At 65.4% G+C, this 16944-nt stretch carries 17 protein-coding genes; 2 read left to right on the top strand and 15 right to left on the bottom strand.

Translation table 11 applies throughout. The features are described 5' to 3' along the window. Positions 1–7 precede the first annotated feature (7 nt). A complete protein-coding gene (locus CJEIK_RS04260) occupies positions 8–1375 on the top strand; it encodes a DUF4921 family protein (RefSeq protein ID WP_005295810.1) in 1368 nt (455 codons plus the stop codon). A 25-nt stretch (positions 1376–1400) separates the two neighbouring features. Next, positions 1401–2633: an amidohydrolase gene (locus tag CJEIK_RS04255; protein ID WP_005295812.1), complete on the top strand. Its 1233-nt coding sequence runs from the start codon at positions 1401–1403 to the stop codon at positions 2631–2633. Here the strand turns inward: CJEIK_RS04255 and pyk are convergent. The 15 genes from pyk to CJEIK_RS04180 form a co-directional block, all read right to left on the bottom strand. Then, positions 2615–4033: a pyruvate kinase gene (gene pyk / locus CJEIK_RS04250; protein ID WP_050760835.1), complete on the bottom strand. Its 1419-nt coding sequence runs from the start codon at positions 4031–4033 to the stop codon at positions 2615–2617. The two genes, CJEIK_RS04255 and pyk, sit on opposite strands and share 19 nt — an antisense overlap. 33 nt (positions 4034–4066) lie before the next feature. After that, positions 4067–4930, bottom strand: a complete 864-nt coding sequence (gene lgt / locus CJEIK_RS04245; RefSeq protein ID WP_005295817.1) for a prolipoprotein diacylglyceryl transferase — start codon at positions 4928–4930, stop codon at positions 4067–4069. Beyond that, positions 4927–5697 (bottom strand): tryptophan synthase subunit alpha, encoded by a 771-nt coding sequence (trpA, locus tag CJEIK_RS04240; protein ID WP_005295819.1) that lies wholly within the window; start codon positions 5695–5697, stop codon positions 4927–4929. The genes lgt and trpA overlap by 4 nt, the downstream gene beginning before the upstream one ends. Before the next feature lie 3 nt (positions 5698–5700). Beyond that, positions 5701–6990, bottom strand: a complete 1290-nt coding sequence (trpB, locus tag CJEIK_RS04235; protein ID WP_005295821.1) for a tryptophan synthase subunit beta — start codon at positions 6988–6990, stop codon at positions 5701–5703. A gap of 18 nt (positions 6991–7008) precedes the next feature. Further along, positions 7009–7818, bottom strand: coding sequence for an indole-3-glycerol phosphate synthase TrpC (gene trpC / locus CJEIK_RS04230; RefSeq protein ID WP_005295824.1), 810 nt, complete (start codon positions 7816–7818; stop codon positions 7009–7011). A gap of 19 nt (positions 7819–7837) precedes the next feature. Next, positions 7838–8527: a TIGR02234 family membrane protein gene (locus CJEIK_RS04225; protein ID WP_005295826.1), complete on the bottom strand. Its 690-nt coding sequence runs from the start codon at positions 8525–8527 to the stop codon at positions 7838–7840. Beyond that, complete coding sequence (locus CJEIK_RS04220; protein ID WP_005295828.1) at positions 8524–10095, bottom strand: anthranilate synthase component I; 1572 nt, start codon at positions 10093–10095, stop codon at positions 8524–8526. Before CJEIK_RS04220 ends, CJEIK_RS04225 begins: the two co-directional genes overlap by 4 nt. Before the next feature lies 1 nt (position 10096). Then, positions 10097–10456, bottom strand: coding sequence for a phosphoribosyl-AMP cyclohydrolase (hisI, locus tag CJEIK_RS04215; protein WP_005295832.1), 360 nt, complete (start codon positions 10454–10456; stop codon positions 10097–10099). Continuing rightward, entirely contained in the window at positions 10453–11235 is a 783-nt protein-coding gene (gene hisF / locus CJEIK_RS04210) for an imidazole glycerol phosphate synthase subunit HisF (protein ID WP_005295834.1), read from the bottom strand. The genes hisI and hisF overlap by 4 nt, the downstream gene beginning before the upstream one ends. Beyond that, positions 11232–12209, bottom strand: coding sequence for an inositol monophosphatase family protein (locus CJEIK_RS04205; RefSeq protein WP_005295836.1), 978 nt, complete (start codon positions 12207–12209; stop codon positions 11232–11234). The genes hisF and CJEIK_RS04205 overlap by 4 nt, the downstream gene beginning before the upstream one ends. Beyond that, positions 12209–12985, bottom strand: coding sequence for a bifunctional 1-(5-phosphoribosyl)-5-((5-phosphoribosylamino)methylideneamino)imidazole-4-carboxamide isomerase/phosphoribosylanthranilate isomerase PriA (gene priA / locus CJEIK_RS04200; protein ID WP_005295838.1), 777 nt, complete (start codon positions 12983–12985; stop codon positions 12209–12211). Before priA ends, CJEIK_RS04205 begins: the two co-directional genes overlap by 1 nt. 68 nt (positions 12986–13053) lie before the next feature. Further along, positions 13054–13782: an imidazole glycerol phosphate synthase subunit HisH gene (gene hisH / locus CJEIK_RS04195; protein ID WP_011273395.1), complete on the bottom strand. Its 729-nt coding sequence runs from the start codon at positions 13780–13782 to the stop codon at positions 13054–13056. Positions 13783–13793: 11 nt separating this feature from the next. Next, positions 13794–15143, bottom strand: a complete 1350-nt coding sequence (locus CJEIK_RS04190) for an MFS transporter (protein ID WP_005295846.1) — start codon at positions 15141–15143, stop codon at positions 13794–13796. Then, positions 15143–15757, bottom strand: a complete 615-nt coding sequence (gene hisB, locus CJEIK_RS04185; protein WP_005295849.1) for an imidazoleglycerol-phosphate dehydratase HisB — start codon at positions 15755–15757, stop codon at positions 15143–15145. The genes CJEIK_RS04190 and hisB overlap by 1 nt, the downstream gene beginning before the upstream one ends. Before the next feature lie 65 nt (positions 15758–15822). Further along, a complete protein-coding gene (locus CJEIK_RS04180) occupies positions 15823–16944 on the bottom strand; it encodes a histidinol-phosphate transaminase (protein WP_005295852.1) in 1122 nt (373 codons plus the stop codon).

Below are 16944 nucleotides of genomic sequence, written 5' to 3'. Positions count from 1 at the left end.
TACTAGAATGTTTGCCGTGATTGGTTCCCATGCTTCGCACCCCGCGCCCGTACCTCCCCTGACCACCCTGCCGGACGGAACGATCAAACAGGTCAACCCGTTTTCCGGCACCGAGGTGTGGACCGTACCCGGCCGCGGCAACCGCCCCATCGCAGAGCACCGACCAGAGGTGCGCACCGTAGGCGACCGGGACTCCGCCACCGCATTCGGCCTGAACCGCAAGCTCGACACTCCGCCGGAGAAATCTCGCCTGGTACTCGACGAGGACGGCCAGGCACACATCCTGCGCGGACTGCCCGTCAGCCAGCTGGAGGAAACCGAACCGCTGTTCCGCCGCGTGGCGAACCTCTTCGAGATCCTCACCTACGACTACTGGCTCCTGAACTACGGCTACCGGATGAACCCCGCCGCCGCCAAGCACATGACCGACTATCTGGCCGAGGAGGCCGGCCAGGACCACGTCGAGCAGATTCTCCGCGCCAAGTGGTCCGCCGGCGGCACCACGCAAGAAGAACTCGACGAGCTTTTCTCTCCCGAGAATCGCATGCAGACTCTCTACGAAAAGAGCGCCGGGCTCTTCGCCGGCGGTCACGACGTGATCATCGCCCGTGACCACTACATTCCCGGCGCAGACACCACCGACCAGTTGGCCTCCAGCGGCACTCTCGGTTGGAAGAACCACCGCCACTTCATCGCCTTCACCGTCGACGGCATGGATCGCCTCTACCGCGCGAACCGCTACGTCCGCTACGTCGCCGCGTTCCAGAACTGGCTCGCCCCGGCGGGCGCCAGCTTCGAGCACCTCCACAAGCAGCTCGTCGCCATCGACGAGCACGGCCTGCAAAACGAACTCGAGATCGCCCAGGTCCGCGCGAACCCGAACATGTACAACGAGTGGGCCGTCGATTACGCTGCCCGCCACAACCTCGTCATCGCCGAGAACGACCACGCCATTGCGTTTGCTGGTTTTGGGCACCGCTGGCCGACCCTCGAGGTTTTCTCCAAGTCCGCCACGACCGAACCTTGGCTGATGTCTGACGCCGAACGCGATGCCGTCTCGGATCTAGTTCACGCCTGCCACGTCGCCGCCGGGCCACACATCTCCTGCAATGAGGAGTGGCTGCACCGTCCCCTCGACGTTGACGTCCCGATGCCTTGGCGCATCGTCATTAAGTGGCGCGTATCCACCATGGCCGGGTTCGAAGGCGGCACGAAGATTTTCATCAACACCATCTCCCCGGCTGACCTCCGGGAGCGCGTGCTCAATGCCCTGGTTAAGGCTCAGGAGGAAGGCCAGCTGGCCCCGGGTATCCGCCTCGGCGACGACTGCGCCACCCGCCCCAACATGCTGAAGTACAACCCGGCAATCCGCTAATCCGCTAGAAAGGACAAGTCTCGCAATGCGCAACGCGAATATTGCAGAGTTCATCGCAAACCACGGTGTGGATCTGAGCTGGCAGGATAGCTTCTACCAGTGGATGCACGAGAACCCCGAGTTGTCGCTGCAGGAGGAGCAAACCGCCAAGCACATTACCGCGCGGTTGGCGCAGATGGATTGTGAGGTGACCACGGGTATCGGGGGTTATGGCGTCACCGCCGTGTTCCGTAACCCGAGCAGCGAGGCAACCAGTGCAGACGAGCCGACCGTCCTCATGCGCGCCGACTTCGATGCCCTTCCCGTGCAGGAAACAACGGGGCTGCCCTATGCCTCCAAGAACGACGGGGTGATGCATGCGTGCGGCCACGACATGCACGCCGCGGCGCTGATGGGCCTGTGCGCGGTTCTTGACGAACGTCGCGATTCCTGGCACGGCACCTTCATTGCGCTGTTCCAGCCCGCGGAGGAGGTCACCGCCGGTGCCAGCAACATGATCAACGACGGCCTGGCGGAGAAGATCCCCACCCCCGATGTGTGCCTGGGCCAGCACGTCCTACCCGGCCGCCTCGGCACTGTGATGTCCGCGCCCGGGCCGGTGTTGGCGGCCTGCGACACGATCACCATCAAGCTCTACGGTAAGTCCTCCCACGGCTCGCGCCCGCAGGAATCGATCGACCCGACTTTCCTAGCTGCAATGATCGTTGTCCGCCTGCAGGGTATCGTCGGCCGCGAGGTCGCCCCGTCGGACTTCGCCGTCATTACGGTCGGCACTCTGTCCTCCGGGCACACGAACAACACCATCCCGGAAGATGCCACGCTAGTGCTGAACTGCCGTTTCTACGACACGGACGTGCGCGACAAGACTTACGCCGCCATCGAGCGGGTCGTCCGCGCCGAGTGCGATGCCTCCGGCTGCGAGCTTCCACCCGAGTTCGACTACTCCGCCCACGGCGAGCTCACCGACAATACCCCCAGCACGTTCGAGCACGTACGCCCGGTGTTTGATGCGGTCTTCGGGGAGGATTCTATTGACGCCGAACCCTGGACAGCCTCCGAGGACTTCTCGGAGATCCCCCGTCACTTCGACGTGCCCTACCTTTTCTGGACGATCGGCACCACGGATCCGGAGCTGTGGGCCTCCGGGGATCCGGTGCCGGGCAACCACCACGGTGCCTTTGCCCCGCGCATTGAGGCGCTGGGCACCTCCACCGACGCGGCGTTGGCCGCGACGCTGAGCTACCTCTTCCGCTCCTGACCCAGCAGGTGCACCTGGATCATGTTGGTGTTGCCGGAAATCCCGGGTGGGGAGCCGGCGACGACGACCATCATGTCGTCGTACTTGTACTCCGGCATGGCCAGCAGGTGGTGGTCGACAGTATCCATCATCTCGTCGGTGGATTTCACGTCTTCGATGAGGAACGTCTCCACGCCCCACGTCAGGGCCAGCTGGGAGCGCACGGCCTGGGAAGGCGTGAACACCAGCAGCGGCAGGTGGGAGCGTAGGCGCGCCACGCGCTTGGCTGTATCGCCGGAGGAGGTGAAGGCCACCAGTGCCTTCGCGTTCAGGCGCTCGCCGATGTCCTTGGCTGCGTAGGAAATCACGCCGCGGCGGGTGCGCGGGCGGTGCGTCAGCGGCGGCACTTCTCCGTCGATCTCCGCGGCGCGTACGATGCGGGCCATCGTCTCCACGGTGGTGATCGGGTGCTTGCCGATGGAGGTCTCGCCGGAGAGCATCACGGCATCCGCACCGTCGAGCACGGCGTTGGCCACGTCGGAGGCCTCGGCGCGCGTCGGGCGGGAGTTCTCGATCATGGAGTCCAGCATCTGCGTTGCCACGATCACCGGCTTGGCGTTCTCGCGGGCAATCTGGATGGCGCGCTTCTGCACCAGCGGTACGTCTTCCAGCGGCACCTCCACGCCCAGGTCACCGCGGGCGACCATAATTGCATCGAAGGCCAGAATAACCGGCTCCAGCGCGTCGACTGCCTCCGGCTTCTCCAGCTTGGCGATCACCGGCACGCGGCGGCCAACTTCGTCCATGATGTCGCGCACCAGCTCCACATCGGAGGGGCTGCGCACGAAGGACAGAGCGATGAAGTCCACGCCCAGCTGCAGGGCGAAGCGCAGGTCTTCGGTGTCCTTCTCGCTCAGCGCCGGCACGGAGATGTTCATGCCTGGAAGGGAGACACCCTTGTTGTTGGAAACCGGGCCGCCCTCGGTGACTTCACACACGACGTCATTGCCGTCGACTTCCTTGCACACCAGCGCGATCTTGCCGTCGTCGACCAGCAGGCGGTCGCCGGGGCGGGCGTCGCGAGCCAGGCCCTTGTATGTGGTGGACACGCGATCGTGCGTGCCCTGCACGTCGTCGACGGTAATGCGTACCGTCTCGCCGGTCGCCCAGACGGTTGCGCCCTCTGCGAAGCGTCCCAGGCGGATCTTCGGGCCTTGCAGGTCGGCGAGGACACCGACGGCCTTGCCGGATTCATCGGTGGCCTGTCGAACCCAGTTGTAATTCTGCTCGTGGTCTGCGTGCTCGCCGTGGGAAAAGTTGAGGCGCGCAACGTTCATTCCTGCGTCTACGAGCCCGCGAATCTGCTCCTTCGAAGCGACCGCAGGGCCCAGGGTGCAAACAATCTTGGTTCTTCTATTCACGGACTCGAGGATAGTCCCGCGCCGTTGTCCCCGCTACTTCGCTTCTTCTTTTGTGATGCCCTCAGCCTTGCGCTGCTGCACCGTCCACCAGATGAACAGTGCTGTCGCAGCGAGGAACACCACTGCGGAAACGACAACGTTGATGCGCACGTCGCCGAACACTGTGGTGGCAGCGTCTGTGCGGATGTTTTCGATGAAGAAGCGTCCGAACGTGTAGCCCATGACGTAGAGGGTGAACAGCCTGCCCCCGCCAACGCGCCAGTAGCGTTCCGCGACTAGCAGCAGTACGACCACGAGCAGGTTCCAGATCAGCTCGTAGAGGAACGTCGGCTGGACTGTGGCCAGCACTTCCCCGGTGGAGTGTCCGGTGATGGGTGCGGAGTAGCCGCTTTCGTCCACACGGCGGTAGATTTCCAGCGCCCAGGGAGAGTCGCTGGGTCCGCCGTAGAGTTCCTGATTGAACCAGTTGCCCAGCCGGCCGATGGCTTGCGCCAGCGGCACTGTCGGCGCCACGGCGGCGGCGAAGGTCCCCAGTGGCAGCCCTTTGGCCTTGAATAGCAGCCACACAGCGAGGGAGCCCAGGACGACTCCGCCCCAGATCCCCAAACCGCCGTTGGTGATGTTGAATACCTGGGTAGGGTCTTTGCCCTCGCCGAAATACTTATCGTGATCGGTGATCACGTGGTAGATCCGGGCGCCGATGATGCCCGCGGGCACGGCTACGAGCAGCGCGTCGACAGTGACCTCCGGGTTTCCGCCAAGCTTCGCGTAGCGGCGGCGGGTCCAGAAGTAGGCCACGATCACGCCTGTGAGGATGCACAGCGCGTAAGCGCGGATGGGAATGGGGCCTAGCTCCCAGACCCCCTGTGGTGGCGAAGGAATGGCCGCCGCGATCATGCGCGAACGCCTCGCGCCAGCTCTGCGGCCAGCTCGCCCAGGTTGCCGTCGGATGCGGCCTGGATCAGCGCGGAGCCGACGATCACACCGTCGGCGTAGGAGGCGATGTCCGCCGCGTGCTTACCGGTTTTCACGCCCAGTCCCACTGCCACCGGTAGGTCCGTGGCCTCGCGAACGCGAGCGACTAGCTCCTCGGCGGAACTGGAGACCTCGTCCTGCGCGCCCGTCACACCCATGTGGGATGCGGCGTAAATGAAGCCGTCGCCGGCGTCAACAGTAAGGGCCATGCGCTCCGGCGTAGTAGAGGGCGCGACGAGATGGACCGGCGATAGGTCATTGGCCTTGCAAGCCTCCGCCCAACGCTCAGCTTCCTCCGGCAGCAAGTCCGGGATGATGGAGCCCAGTCCCCCGGCGGCTGCCAGGTCGGCGGCGAACTTCTCCGGGCCGTACTGCAGCACGGGGTTCCAATAGGACATGATGACGGCCTGGCCGCCCGCTTCTGTGACTGCGCGGACCACGTCGAGCGTGTCCTTCACCCGGAAGCCATTGGCCAGTGCTTCGTTGGCGGCGTCCTGGATGGTGGGGCCGTCCATCATCGGGTCGGTAAACGGGATGCCCACCTCGATCAAGTCGGCATGCTGGGCCAGCTCGGCGACGAACTCCTTGGACTTCGCCACCGTGGGGTAACCGGCCGGGAAGTAGGCCACGAGTGCGCCCCGCCCCTCGGCGCGCGCGTCAGTGAAAACCTTAGAAAGTCGGGAGGTCATGGGTTAGCCGTCCTTCTCGCTCTTCTGGTCCAGCATGTCGAACCACTTCGCGGCGGTGTTGACGTCCTTGTCGCCGCGGCCGGAAATGTTCACAATCAGCGTGGCGCCCGGCTTCTCCGCGGCCACCTTGATGGCGGCGGCCACGGCGTGAGAGGACTCGATAGCGGGGATGATGCCCTCCAGGCGGGTCAGCTGCTTGAAGGCGTCCATGGCCTCGGAGTCGGTAATCGGCAGGTAGCGAGCGCGCCCCTCCGCGTGCAGCTTAGAGTGCTCCGGCCCCACTCCCGGGTAGTCCAACCCGGCGGAGATGGAGTGAGATTCGATGATCTGCCCATCCTCGTCCTGCATCAGGTCGGCGAAGGAACCCTGGAACACGCCCTGCAGCCCCAGGTTGATCGGCGCGGCGTGGCGCCCAGTCTCCACACCGTCGCCCGCGGCCTCAGCGCCGACGATGTCCACGCCTTCGTCCTCGATGAACGGGTGGAACAGGCCGATCGCGTTGGAGCCGCCGCCCACACAGGCCACCACGGCGTCGGGTAGCTTGCCGGTCTCGGCCAGCAACTGCTGGCGCGCCTCCACGCCGATGACGCGCTGCAGGTCACGCACCATCTGCGGAAATGGGTGCGGGCCGGCGGCGGTGCCGAAGCAGTAGTAGGTGTCGTCGGCGTTGGAAACCCAGAAGCGCATCGCCTCGTTGATGGCGTCCTTTAGGGTGCGGGAGCCAATCTCCACTACCTCCACGTGGGCGCCGAGCAGGCGCATGCGGGCAATGTTGAGGGCCTGCCGTTCGGCGTCCACAGCCCCCATGTAGATCCGGCATTCAAGGCCGAGCAGCGCGCATGCCGTCGCCGTGGCCACACCGTGCTGGCCGGCGCCGGTCTCCGCAATCACGCGCGTCTTGTCCATACGCTTGGCCAGCAGCACCTGCCCCAGCACGTTGTTGATCTTGTGGGAGCCGGTGTGGTTCAGGTCCTCGCGCTTCAGCCACACTTCTGCGCCGACGGCCTCGGAGAAGCGGGCCGCATAGTACAGCGGTGATGGGCGGCCGGTGTAGGTGCGGTGCAGCTCGTCGAGCTGGTCCAGGTACCCCTGGTCCGAGCGAGCCTTCGCCCAGGCATCGGTGATCTCCTCGATCACGGCCATGAGGGCCTCGGGGACGTAACGGCCGCCGAATTCACCCCAGTGTCCACGCTCGTCGGGCTCGTGGTGGGTGGCGGTCGCCAGGATCTCGCCTACCGTCGGCAGGCGCTTGCCCTGCGCGTCGGTGTTCTTGAAGGTCTTCTCGGTAGTCACAGGTTTATATGCTATCGCTTAGGATTCTTTTTGGGGGAAGGCGGGGTGTTTCCCCGCTGCGGCGAGGTCCCGGCACGCCTGGGCGGGGTTACCTGCGGTGACCAGGCCTTCGCCGACGAGCACTGCGTCCGCGCCCGCTGCGGCATAGGCGCTCAAGTCGTTTTTGTTCTTGACGCCCGACTCTGCGATCTTGACTACGTCGTCCGGAAGCAACGGGGCGATTTTGCCGAACACCTGCGGGTCTACGTCCAACGTCTTGAGATTTCGGGCGTTGACGCCAATGACCTTGGCACCGGCGGCAACAGCGCGCTCGGCCTCTTCGGCAGTGTGCACTTCCACCAGGGCGGTCATGCCCAGGGACTCGGTTCGATCCAGCAGGGATTCCAGGCGCTGTTGTTCGAGTGCGGCGACGATGAGCAAAACAATGTCCGCGCCGTGCGCCCGGGCCTCGTGGATCTGGTACGGGTTCACAGTGAAGTCCTTGCGCAGCAGCGGGATGTTCACTGCGCGGCGCACCGCGTCGAAGTCTTCCAGGGAGCCCTTGAAGCGGCGCTGCTCCGTGAGGCAGCTGATAGCAGTGGCCCCGTTGTCCTCGTAGGCCTTCGCCAGCACTTCGGGCTCGGCGATCTCGGCTAGGTCCCCTTTGGAAGGGCTGGCGCGCTTCACTTCAGCAATGAGGCTGACCCCGGGGGCGGCCAGCGCGGCGTGGGCGTCGAGCGCCGGCGGTGCGTCCAGGGACATGGCCTTGATCTCCTTGTATGGGATCTTGGCTTCCCGCTCGGCCTGGTCTTCTAGCACCCCGGCGATGATCTGGTCGAGAACTGTCATGTGTGTCACACCCTTGACCTTATCGCCCCTGCTTGGTGCGGGAGAAATCGGATTCTTCGGTTGGATCCACCCCCGCATCCAGGGCATCCCACAGCACGCGGGTTGAATCTGGATTCTCCGCGAGGTCCTCTTCCGCGTCCGCGCGGCGCACCTCCGGGGTCTCGTAGCGGCTGTGTCCCTTGGACTGCTGGCCGGGGCGCAGAATCAGGATCGCGCCGCCGACCACACCGATTGCCGCCGCTAAAAGAACCAACACGATGCCCAACGAGTGCACCTCACCGCTGACAACTCGCGCCCACTCGGAAATCTGCACTGGGTCGGATTCCTTCTGCGTGGCCGCGCCACTTCGCAGTAGGCTCTGCGCGCGGGCCAGGTCCACGTCGCTGCTCAGCAACTGCACCGCGCGGAAGCTGGCCGTGGCCGCCAAGGCCCCGATTACCACGCCCAGTACCCTGCGGACCATGGGTTGGACGGCCATTGACAGGATCAGCGCGGCCACCATGGCAAGCGCCAGCGGTACCAGCGCGGGATCCCAAACGGATCCCACTAGCTCCTTGGTGGAGGCCCCGGCCTTGTCATCGTCGACGGCCACAGTTACGAACTTCAGGCGGCTCGCGCCCCACAGGCCCGCCGCGCTCAGAACCACGCACAGCAGCGCGATCTGCCGGATGCGCTTGGCCTTTTGCGTTGCGTTTTCTGCCTTGCTCACTGCTTCTCCCCTGCGTTCTTCATGGTCTCCGCCGCAGCCACCGCCCGCAGCACCGCCGCGGCCTTGTTGCGGGTCTCCAGGTCCTCCGCCTCCGGGTCGGAGTCCGCGACGATTCCGCCACCGGCCTGGACGTACACGGTGCCGTCCTTGTACAAACCGGTGCGGATAGCGATGGATTGGTCGGTGTTGCCGGAAAAGTCGAAGTAGCCGACTGTGCCGCCGTAGACTCCGCGGCGCGTGTCCTCCAGCGTGTCGATGATCTTCAGCGCCGAGGGCTTTGGCGCGCCCGACAGGGTTCCGGCCGGGAACGTCGCATTGAACGCATCCACCGCCGTCTTGCCCGCTGCCAGTTTGCCGCTAACACCAGATACCAGGTGCATCACCGCCGAGTAGCGCTCCACGTGGCGGAAGTCGTGCACTTCCACTGTGCCGGGTTCGCTGATCCTTCCGAGGTCGTTGCGCCCCAGGTCCACCAGCATCAGGTGTTCGGAGTTTTCCTTCTCGTCGTTGACCAGCTCGCGTTCGAAGGCAAAGTCCTGCTCCACCGTCTCGCCGCGCGGCCTGGATCCGGCGATGGGGAACGTCGTGACATTACCGTCACGGACCTGCACCAGCGATTCCGGGGAGGAACCAATGATGTGGAACGCGGTGGCGTCAAAACCCTCGGTAGGTACGTTAACCAGGAACATGTAGGGCGAAGGGTTCGATACCCGCAGCATGCGATAGATGTCTATCGGGTCGACGTCGGTCTCCATTTCGAAGCGCTGCGAAAGCACCACCTGGAACGCATCGCCGGCCTTGATGTGCTCCTTGACCTTGCCGATGCGCTCGCAGTGGTCGTCGTAGGTGCGCTGCCTGCGGTACTCGGGCGCGGGGGTTTCGAAGGTAGTGACGCCCCCTGCCGTACCCGTGGCCAGCCGTTCCACCATGGTGTCTAGACGTGTGACTGCCTCGGCGTATGCCTCGTCCACACGCTCGTCGGAGTTATCCCAGTTGATCACGCTGGCGATCAGCCAAATGGTGCCTTCGTAGTGGTCGACGACGGCCATGTCCTCCACCAGCAGCTGCACCATGTCGGGAATGTTCAGGTCGTCGGTGCAGGTGTCCGGCACATTTTCGATGTAGCGGATCATGTCGTAGCCCATGTAGCCCACCAGGCCGCTGGTCAGCGGTGGCAGTCCGGGCATCGGGGCGGTCTGCAGGTGTTCCAGTGTGTTGCGGATCGCATCTAGCGGGTCGGTGCCTGCCGGGATGTCCACCGGCGGCTGGCCGATCCAACGCGCCGCGCCGCCGTCCACGCTGCTCTTGGCGGTCAGCGCACAGCGGGCACCGGTACCGATGAAGGAGTAGCGATCCCACGACTGTCCGTGCGCTGCCGATTCCAGCAGGAACGTGCCGGGGCGGCCGTCGGCGAGCTTCCGGTAGGCGGACAGGGCGGTCTCTCCGTCGGCGAGGACCTTGCGAACCACGGGCACCACGCGGTGGTTTGCCGCGAGCTCGCGGAAGGTCTCAAGGCTTGTCAGGTCGCCGATGGACTTACTGGAAGTGTTGTCACCCATGTCTGACATGTTAGGCCAAGCGGTCGGCGTCAAAACAAGTGCGGTCACCGGTGTGGCAGGCCGCGCCGGTCTGCTCAATTTTCAGCAGCACCGTGTCGCCGTCGCAGTCCAGACGCACTTCCTCGACACGCTGAGTGTGGCCGCTTGTCTCGCCTTTGATCCAATAGGACTGGCGCGACCGGGACCAGTAGGTGCCCTTCTTGGTGGCCAGGGTGTGAGCCAGGGCGTGGTCGTTCATCCACGCCATCATCAGCACGTCGCCGTTGGTGACGTCCTGGACGATGGCGGGTACTAAGCCGTCAGCGTTGAAGCGGACGCGCTCGGCGATAGCGGGGTCTAGCTCGTAGGTTGCCGGGTCTGTCTTGCTCACAGCCGGACCTCGTAGCCCGCATCGGCCAGGGCCTGCTTGACCTCGCGGATCTCGACCTCGCCGAAGTGGAAGATAGAGGCCGCCAGCACGGCATCCGCGCCGGCCTCCACGGCGGGAGGGAAGTGCTCCGGGGCGCCCGCGCCACCGGAGGCGATAACGGGGATGGAGACGGCCTCACGCACGGCCTGCAGCATCCCGATATCGAAGCCGGCCTTGGTGCCATCGCCGTCCATGGAGTTCAGCAAGATCTCCCCCACACCCAGCTCCTCGCCCCTACGGGCCCACTCGATGGCATCCAGGCCGGCGGATTTTGTGCCGCCGTGAGTGGTGACCTCAAAGCCGGAGGGGTACTTGTCCGTCTCCGCGGGGTCCTTCACGCGGCGGGCGTCCACGGATAGGACGATGCACTGCGCGCCGAAGCGCTGGGAAAGCTCGCGCAGCAGCTCGGGGCGGGCGACAGCCGAGGAATTGACGCTGACCTTGTCGGCACCGGCGCGCAGCAGGGCGTCCACGTCCTCTTCGCTACGCACTCCCCCGCCAACGGTTAACGGGATAAACACCTGGTCGGCGGTGTGGCGCACGACGTCCAGCATGGTGCCGCGGCCGTCCTTGGAGGCTGAGACGTCCAGGAAGGTCAGCTCGTCGGCGCCCAGCGCGTCGTAGCGCTTGGCCAGCTCGACGGGGTCGCCTGCATCTCGCAGGCCCTCGAAGTTCACGCCCTTGACAACGCGGCCGTTGTCCACATCCAGGCACGGGATAACGCGCACGGTAACACTCATCGAATGCCTCCCCGGTCGCGAATCTCTTGGGCGTTGCGGGCGGCAGTACCAATCGGCACGGCCTGAATGTGCTGCAGGAGCGTGGCGTGCACCTCCGGCTCGCCCGCGACCAGGCCGGAAACGCCCGGACGCCACGGGTTGCCAGCGAAGTCGGTGGCAACGCCACCGTTTTCCTCCACGGCGAGGATGCCCGCCGCATTGTCCCACAGGTTGGGGCTGAAGGTGACAGTGCCGCCGAACACTCCGGCAGCGGTGAATGCCAGGTCGATGCCCACCGAGCCGGTGACGCGCATGCGCGGGTAGGACTTTCCGATCTCATTGAGCATGTCCTGACGATAAGAAATTGGCAGGTTACCACGGCGCTGCGACAGGATGGAACCGAAGCTGATCTGCGTCACGCCCGGGTCCGATGGTGGCATAGCGCGGGCCGGGTGCCCATCCACCAGCAACCCCTCGCCACGGCGGGCGGTGATGCGCTTGCCCAGAAGGGGCATCTCGGTGACGGACACCATGGTCTGCCCCTGGTGTACCAAGGAAACGAGGATGCAGGCAAAAGGATTGCCCACCGCGTAGTTGGCTGTGCCGTCGATGGGGTCTACCACCCAGAAGGTCTCCGGCAGTTCCTGGTCTCCGGCTTCGAGCGACTTGCGGCGCGGGCCGTCCAGGCCGTCCGCCATCGCGTCGTTAGGGTTCGGCTCGGTGATGTTCTCCCCCGGGATCTCGCCGGGGCGCACCGTACCGAATTCCTCGCCGTGCACGGGCAAGCCGGTGTATTGCGTCAGCAGCGTGCGCAGCTGGCGCTCGACGCTCAAGTCCGCCTCGGTGGCAAAGTCGCCGGGAGACTTGATGACCTCCGGTTCCGCGCCGACGGCGGCGGTAAATGTCGTCTCAGCCTCGTCTACCGCCGCCTCGGCGATGGCCAGCAGAGAGCGCGTATCCAGTTCCTCCGGGGGCAGTCCGTGGAAGGCCGTCATTAGATGTCGCTCCCCCTTGCCACTTCCTGAGCCGCTTCCAGAGCCTCCTCCAGGGTGAACTTACCCGCATACAGGGCCTTGCCCACGATCGCGGAGTCCACGCCCTCGTGCACCACCGCCGCCAGTGCGCGGATGTCATCCAGGCTGGAAATTCCGCCGGAGGCCACAACCGGCGCGTCGGTAGCTGCAGCGACCTCACGCAGCAGGTCGATGTTCGGGCCGTTCAGCATGCCGTCACGGCTGACGTCGGTGACCACCAGGCGGGAAACGCCCTGGGAATCCAGGCGCTCCAGTACCTCCCACAGCTCGCCGCCGTCGGAGGTCCAGCCGCGGCCGCGCAGGCGCCATTCGCCGTCGACCTCGCGGGTATCCAGGCCGATGGCCACCTTGTCGCCGTAGCGGGAGATGACGGACTCGCACCACTCCGGATCCTCCAGCGCAGCGGTGCCGATGTTCACCCGGCGGCAGCCGGTGGACAGGGCCCGCTCCAGCGACTCGTCATCGCGGATGCCACCGGATAGCTCCACGTTCACGTCCAGCTGGCCGGTTACCTCCTTCAGCAACTCGAAGTTGCTGCCCCTACCGAAGGCAGCGTCAAGGTCCACCAGGTGGATCCACTCCGCGCCTGCGTTCTGCCAGGCCAAAGCGGCCTCAATCGGTGCTCCGTAGCTGGTCTCCGTGCCCGCCGCGCCCTGTACGAGTCGGACGGCCTGGCCGTCGGCTACGTCGACGGCGGGAAGCAGGGTCAGGGCACGGGAGTTATCAGTAGAAGCCATAGGGAGAATCCTAACGTGTATCGAGGTCGGCGAAGATCAAATCCATGAAACTAGTGCTATTTCTAGAGCTAGAGCGTGTCCACCCAGTTCTGCAGCAGCTTTAGTCCTGCGTCACCGGACTTTTCCGGGTGGAACTGCGTAGCCCACAGCGGGCCATTTTCCACGGCTGCGACGAAGCGGCTGCGGCCGTGGCTCGCCCAGTGCACCAGCGGCGGCTCGGTGCGTCCATCGGTCAACAGCTCCCACTCCTGCACGCCATAGGAGTGGACGAAGTAGAAACGCTCGGTCTCCTCGATCCCGGCGAACATCTTCGTCGGCTCGGCCGCGGGTTTGCCGAGCGCACTGGCGGATGAGCCGTCGCCGACTTCTACGGTGTTCCACCCCATGTGCGGCAGCACGTCAGCATCCAGCTTCTCCACGGTGCCGGGCCACTCGCCCATGCCCTCCGTAAAGGCTGCCTCCCCCGCGCCAGCTTCTCCCGTGCCTTCCGCGAACTCCACTCCCCGGTCGAAGAGGATCTGCATGCCCACGCAGATGCCCAGCACCGGGCGCCCGCCCGCCAGTCGCTGGCCGATCAGACGATCCCCATACACGCTGTGCAGCTGCTTCATGCACGCACTGTAGGCTCCCACACCCGGCACTAGCAGCCCGTCGGCCCGCTGTACCGTCTCCGGGTCGCGCGTCACCTCGACCTCGGCACCCGCCCTTTCAACCGCTCGCTGGGCGGAGCGTACGTTTCCGCTGCCGTAGTCCAGGAGGGCGACATGTGGGCGTCGAGAAGAAAGAGAAGAATTCATAACTGGTAATCCTAGCCGGACTTACCCGGGCGCAGTTCACGTCGTCGCACTCGACGCAATGTTTCGCGCACATTGCCGTACTCGGCGACGCGGTGACGCCCCACAATCCGGTCGAGGATAGCCACCACGAAACCAAACGCGGCGACCACCCCGGCGGTGATGAAGGCCCCCTGGTAGGTCAGCGCACCGGCCACAAAGCCCAACAGGATCGCGCCCACACCGGTACCGCCGTCGAAGGTCATGTTCCACAGCGCCGAGGCCTTGGCGGACTCAGCCCTGGGCAGGCGGTCGAACAACATCAACAGCGCCTCGGTCTGGTTGATGCCAAAGCCCGCGCCAAAGAATGCTGCGGACAGCAGCGACCAGAGCAGCAACAGCCCACCCGTGGGGTGCACGGCCAGCATGATGGCCGCGGAGGCCAAGCCCACCACGCACAGCACCAAGCCCAGCGCGTTCAGGCGGCCCGGCTCACCTACCCGGTCGGCATACCAACCGCTAAACAAGCGGGAACCGATCTGCATCAGGCCCACCACGCTCAGCGCCAGGCCAGAGATGGTGGCGGCAACCGTAGCGTCGATCTCGCCGGCGGCGGGGGCCAGGAACGTGCTGAATCCGGCGAAGCCCACGGCAGCCGCACCGATGGAAAGCCCCGGCACGGTGGCCAACTTCCACGTGGCCACGCGCGGTGCCTCCGGCGTGTAGTCCGTCTGCGAGGTTGCGTTATCGGGAATGTCGGCGGCCACACCGGGCGAGTTCTCGCGCTCAACCTTCGGCAGCTGCAGCGCAGCCAGGGCGCCCACGGCCGAGTACAACGCCGCGGCCGAGCACACTCCGGCCAGGCCGAAACTGCCGTAAAGCCACATGCCCAGCGGGAAGCTAATCAGCTGCGTTACACCCACCGTCGCGCCGAACACACCGGAGGACCGGCCCACCAGGCGTGGCGGCACCAGCTCCGCGATCAGCGCGGCCTCCGTCACCGTCACCGCGCCGAAGCCCACGCCACGCACAGCGGCGATGGCCAGCACAGTTACGGCGGACATATCGGCCACATACGCCAGTGCCGGGAAGCCCAGCAGCAGCGCGGCACCCAGCATCACGGGCGCATAGCCCACGGCGCGCAGGAGGCGCGGGGTGAAGGCCTGCGTCAGCACAGTGGCGGCCATGAACACGCCCGTGGACAGGCCCGCCACGCTATCGGTTCCGCCCCCATCGATCACGGCCAGGGGGATGACCGGCAGGAGTAGCGCCCAGCCACCGAACGCACAGAAGACCGACACCAGTGTGGCGATCAGGCCGGGGGCCTTCCACACGGAATCGATCTTTTCTAGTTCTTCAATGGTCAGCGCCTTCGGGCGCGCCATTACAGAGTTCCCTTGGTCGACGGAACCCCGCCCACGCGCGGGTCGTCCTCCACGGCGGCGCGCAGCGCGCGGGCCACGGCCTTGAATTCCGCCTCGGTGATGTGGTGCGGGTCGCGGCCGTACAGGCAGCGCACGTGCAGGGCAATGCGCGAGTTCAGCGCCAGGGTCTCAAAGAAGTGCTGGTTGATGACGGTGGCGTAGTGCCCACCGATCACCGCGCTGAGCATCTGCTCAGGCTCCCCCACGCCCACGTAGTACGGGCGGCCAGACACGTCCACAGCAGCGTGCGCCAGCGTCTCGTCCATCGGGATGAAAGCATCGCCGAAGCGGCGGATCCCCGCCTTGTCGCCCAACGCCTGCGCCAGGGCCTGGCCCATGACGATGGCAGTGTCCTCGACGGTGTGGTGTGCGTCGATCTCCACGTCGCCGCGGGCGTGCACCTTCAGGTCGAAGGAACCGTGCGCGCCGAGGGCGGTCAGCATGTGGTCGAAGAACGGCACTCCCGTATCGATGTCGGTCTTGCCGGTTCCGTCCAGGTTCCACTCGACCTGAATGTCTGATTCTTTGGTGGCGCGCTGGGCCTTCCCGATGCGCGGGGTGGGGTTCGTGGCCACGGTGGCTTTGCACCTACCTCTCTGTTCTTGCTGTCTGAAACTCTTAAAACGTCTGTCTGGTGTGTCTAATCGTCCATCATCTTGGCGGCGGCGGCAAGAAACGCATCGTTTTCCTCCGGCAGCCCGATGGTTGCGCGCAGCCAGCCGGGCACACCGACGTCGCGGATCAGCACCTCTTGGTCCAGAAAGCGCTGCCACACAGTGGGCGAATCGCCGATGTGGGTGAATCCGCCGAAGAACACGAAGTTCGAGTGCGAATCGATCACGTCGTAGCCCAGTTCGCGCAGGCGGGCAACCACTCGGTCGCGTTCCTGGCGCAGCTTCGCCACCGTCTGCAGCGTGGCCGCGGAGTGCTCCAGCGCCACCTCCGCCGCCGCCTGCGACAGGGTCGCCAGGTGATACGGCAGGCGCACAAGCATCACGGCCTCGATGAACGCCGGGTGGGCCACGAAGTAGCCCAGCCGCCCGCCGGCGAAGTCGAAGGCCTTGGACATGGTGCGGGAAACCACCAGCTTCGTCGGGTACTGCTCCAGCAGCCCCACCGCACTGGGCTCGTCGGAGAACTCCGCGTAGGCCTCGTCGACGATCACGATGCCGGGGGCTGCCTGCAGGATCCGCTCGATGTCGGCCAACGGTGTGCTGTTGCCCGTGGGGTTGTTGGGCGTCGTAATAAAGATGACGTTCGGCTGGCGCTCGTCGATGGCGGCGAGTGCCTCGTCCACGTCGATGTCGAAGCGGTTCTCGGCGCGGCGCTCGACCGTAACGAACTCCGTCTGCGTGCCTGCGGCCAGGATCGGGTGCATGGAGTAGCTCGGTACGAAGCCCATCGCGCTACGCCCGGGTCCACCGAAAGCCTGCAGGAGCTGCTGCAATACCTCGTTGGAACCGTTGGCTGCCCATACCTGTTCTTTAGTGACGCCCACACCCGTCTGCTGGCTAACGTACGCCGCTAGGGCCTCGCGCAGCCCCACTGCGTCGCGGTCTGGATAGCGGTTCAGCTGCTTGCCCAGCTCCGCCACGCGACGGGCGATGTCCTCAACAATCTCCGGCGACGGCGGATAGGGGTTTTCGTTGGTGTTCAGCTGGTTAGCTACGGAAAGCTGCGGGGCTCCATAGGCGGACTTGCCGCGCAGCTCCTCGCGCAGCGGCAGGTCGGCCAGGGAGATCTGGTTATTCTGCTCGGCCAT

The sequence above is a fragment of the Corynebacterium jeikeium genome, from assembly GCF_028609885.1.
GTDB lineage: Bacteria > Actinomycetota > Actinomycetes > Mycobacteriales > Mycobacteriaceae > Corynebacterium > Corynebacterium jeikeium.
Note: the sequence above shows the minus strand (reverse complement) of the source record. Positions and strands in the feature narration are given on the sequence as shown.

What these genes read in the sequence shown, in the direction of transcription:
- CJEIK_RS04260 (WP_005295810.1), top strand. Translation starts at nt 8, where the DNA reads ATGTTTGCCGTGATTGGTTCCCATGCTTCGCACCCCGCGCCCGTACCT.
- CJEIK_RS04255 (WP_005295812.1), top strand. Translation starts at nt 1,401, where the DNA reads ATGCGCAACGCGAATATTGCAGAGTTCATCGCAAACCACGGTGTGGAT.
- lgt (WP_005295817.1), bottom strand. Translation starts at nt 4,930, where the DNA reads ATGATCGCGGCGGCCATTCCTTCGCCACCACAGGGGGTCTGGGAGCTA.
- trpA (WP_005295819.1), bottom strand. Translation starts at nt 5,697, where the DNA reads ATGACCTCCCGACTTTCTAAGGTTTTCACTGACGCGCGCGCCGAGGGG.
- trpC (WP_005295824.1), bottom strand. Translation starts at nt 7,818, where the DNA reads ATGACAGTTCTCGACCAGATCATCGCCGGGGTGCTAGAAGACCAGGCC.
- CJEIK_RS04220 (WP_005295828.1), bottom strand. Translation starts at nt 10,095, where the DNA reads ATGTCAGACATGGGTGACAACACTTCCAGTAAGTCCATCGGCGACCTG.
- hisF (WP_005295834.1), bottom strand. Translation starts at nt 11,235, where the DNA reads ATGAGTGTTACCGTGCGCGTTATCCCGTGCCTGGATGTGGACAACGGC.
- CJEIK_RS04205 (WP_005295836.1), bottom strand. Translation starts at nt 12,209, where the DNA reads ATGACGGCCTTCCACGGACTGCCCCCGGAGGAACTGGATACGCGCTCT.
- priA (WP_005295838.1), bottom strand. Translation starts at nt 12,985, where the DNA reads ATGGCTTCTACTGATAACTCCCGTGCCCTGACCCTGCTTCCCGCCGTC.
- hisH (WP_011273395.1), bottom strand. Translation starts at nt 13,782, where the DNA reads ATGAATTCTTCTCTTTCTTCTCGACGCCCACATGTCGCCCTCCTGGAC.
- CJEIK_RS04190 (WP_005295846.1), bottom strand. Translation starts at nt 15,143, where the DNA reads ATGGCGCGCCCGAAGGCGCTGACCATTGAAGAACTAGAAAAGATCGAT.
- CJEIK_RS04180 (WP_005295852.1), bottom strand. Translation starts at nt 16,944, where the DNA reads ATGGCCGAGCAGAATAACCAGATCTCCCTGGCCGACCTGCCGCTGCGC.